At 62.6% G+C, this 2,790-nt stretch carries 2 protein-coding genes; both read right to left on the bottom strand.

Translation table 11 applies throughout. The features are described from left to right. On the bottom strand, window positions 1-460 hold a 460-nt coding region (locus tag ACLP2E_RS01795; RefSeq protein ID WP_442464980.1), incomplete at its 3' end, for an SDR family NAD(P)-dependent oxidoreductase. A 142-nt stretch (window positions 461-602) separates the two neighbouring features. Further along, a complete protein-coding gene (locus tag ACLP2E_RS01790) occupies window positions 603-2,678 on the bottom strand; it encodes a carbohydrate porin (RefSeq protein WP_442464979.1) in 2,076 nt (691 codons plus the stop codon). Between the last annotated feature and the right edge of the window lie 112 nt (window positions 2,679-2,790).

Raw genomic sequence — 2,790 nt, 5'->3', positions numbered from 1 at the left:
AGGCTTTCGTGCCGCCATAGACATGGCCGCCGGGATAGGAATAGTCGCCGGCCACCGACCCCAGATTGATGATCAATCCGTCATTGCGCTCGACCATTTGCGGCAGGACTGCGCGGGTCAGATGTACGAGGCCGGTGACATTGGTGGCGATCATCCGGTCCCAATCCTCCAGCGAAGCCTCCCAGGCGGGGGACAGGCCCAGCGCCAGTCCGGCGTTGTTCACCAGCACGTCGATGCGCCGCCAATCCTCCGGCAGCGAAGGCAGGAATTCGGCGATGGCCTTGACGTCGGTCATGTCGAGCGGCGTGGCGTGCAGCGACGGGCCGAGTTCTTCCGCCAGCGCCTGGAGACGCTCGACCCTCCGCCCGGTGGCGATGACGCGGTGGCCGTCGCGCACGAAACGGCGGGCGAAAGCGGCGCCGAAACCAGCGGTGGCGCCTGTGACGAGAATGGTCTTCATCGCAATCCCAAATTTTGCGCCCGCGCAGAACGGGCGTGGCAGCGGATCACGACGAGTAGCGCCGGCCCGCGCCGGAAATTATAAGCCGGCGAGCCAAGGGACGGATAGTCGAAAGTACGCAGCGAGCTTGGGGCCAGTCGAACTAGAACGTCCAGTGAACTCGCCCGGCAAAAATGTTCGCCGGTCCGCGCTGGGTATTGTAGCCGGGATTGGCGATGAACTGATAATCGAGACCCAGTTTCGTCGAGGGCGTGAGAGCGTAATTGTAATAAGTCTCGATGATTCGTTCCGAGCCCGGATTCGGCAATTGCCCGTCGCCGATCAGGATGCCAAGGCCGCCGGCGTTGAAATAGGCCTGATGCGCGCTGGTGATGCCGTTGAGGACGCCGGCGATGGCCCATGTGTCATCCGGCCGGCCCCACTGCTTGCCCGACACCGAGACGCCTGCTTGTACGGTACGGTCGATATCGGCGAAATCCCAGGGCTCGACATTGCCGTCGACCCAGCCGGCGCGAGCGAACACGCCGACGGTCTCGGTCACTTGCTGCTCGGTGTTGAAGCTCATGCCTGGCCGGCTCCTGAACTGGCGGTCCAGAGCGAGGGCCAGGCTGGGGTCGATGCCCGTGGCGTTGGCGACGTCGACGGCGGTCTGGAATTGCCCGGCGCGCCCGCGGCTGACAAAGCCGGTGATCTTGAACTTGCCGGCCTGCCCCCATAATTCGTGTCGTTCTTCAATTTCCCCGACCAGCTGGAACTGACTGAAATTGGGGTCGAGACCATAGGCGAGGGCGTTGAGCGCTCCGCCAGCGGGCGTTTGCGACAGATCGAAAGCGCCGACGCGCAAGGTCCAGCGATCCTGGTACCATTCGGCGGCGGCGCCATAGGAATAGCCCCAGGCGTCGCCGGCATAGTCGAACGTTCCGGTGTTGATCATCGACCAGTTCAGGAAATCGGTTTTGGGATTGTTGGCGAATTTATTGGTGTCGAAAATGTCGACGATGCCGAACTTGCCGACAGTCAACACGAGGCGGTTCGCAGTCGTTGAGCCGGCGAACACATTGACGTCTGCGTCCACCTTCTGGGTCTCGCCGCCGAGATCGATGGTCTGGCGGACAAAATAGCGCTGCACGCGCGCATAGGGAAAGGGATCGCCGAGCTTGTAAGCCTCGGCGCTGGGGAATCCGGCCGCGCCATGGGTATTGGCCAGGCCGAACCCCTGATCGACTTCCGGATTGACCCAAAACTCGGCGCCCTGCCACAGGCGTAGTCCGGTGTAGAGCGTGAGGTCGAAGGTTTCGCGGCCCTGTCCGGTGTTGGGCAGACTGTAGGGGCCGTTATAGGGCGCGCGCATGGCCGGATAGGCCTGTTCAACGAAGGTGGCCTGGCCGTGAAGGCTGATCCGGTCGGAGCCTGGGGCGGCGGCGTCGCTAACCGGCGCCGGGGCCGATTCATTGCCGAAATGGTAGTTCAGGCCCACGAGCACTTGCTGCAGCGTCAGACCGGAGCTGAACTGCTGCGCATTGGAGGGAAAATAGACGTCCTTGGCGCCAAAATCCTTGAACAGATATTCGATTTTGCCGGTCCAGTTCGCCGTCACGGGAAATTCTACGCCGGCGCCCGCGGCCCAGCCAAGTCGCCACAGAAGCGGCGAATCGTTGGTCTGGCTGGAGATTTGCGTCAGGCTCAGAAGGTCGCGCGACCAGGCGAGGCCGCCGGTGGCATAAAACAGCCAATCGCCGGAAGCGTAGCCGACGCGAGCCCGCGCCGTTCCGCCGGTTTGCACGTTGACGCTGTAGCTCTCCGGGCCCTTGGTGGGCGACGTGAAGTTCGTACCGCCCCCGGTGGTGTTTCCAGCGAGGTTTGGAAAAGTTGGGGCCATCAAGTCGGCTTCGGCGCCGATGAGGATATGGTTCGGGAGCAGATAATTATACCCGGCCTGCAGACCGGTGAAGAAGCTGCCCGACTCGTTGAACGTGTTGATCCCCTCCGCCATGTCGACGGAACCGGAATTGCCGGGCGTCGCCCAATGGGAGTTTCCCCAGGCATAACCAATATTGCCGCCGACATAAAAGCCGGTCCACGGATCGCGGGCGAGCGCTTCGGGGGCCGCCTTTGTGCTCGGCAGGTCGGCGGCTCGCGCGGGGCAGGACAGGCCAGCGGCAATCGCCAAAGCCAGCGTGGAGATGAGCGCGCCGGCCCCGATTTTATCAAACCGCATCTTGTTCCCCGAAGCTTCCCGCTGCGCATTAAGGCGTAGTCGCGGCATCCAATGTCAAGACACGGCCATAAACTGCTTCGGGCCTGATGCAAATTGATGACAGTTCTTTTAG

Origin of the sequence: Rhodoblastus sp., assembly GCF_052145335.1 — a bacterium.
Taxonomy (GTDB): Bacteria; Pseudomonadota; Alphaproteobacteria; order Rhizobiales; family Beijerinckiaceae; genus Rhodoblastus.
Note: the sequence above shows the minus strand (reverse complement) of the source record. Positions and strands in the feature narration are given on the sequence as shown.

Bases quoted from the DNA above. Each gene is read 5' to 3' on its own strand.
- ACLP2E_RS01790 (WP_442464979.1), bottom strand. From the start codon at position 2,678: ATGCGGTTTGATAAAATCGGGGCCGGCGCGCTCATCTCCACGCTGGCT.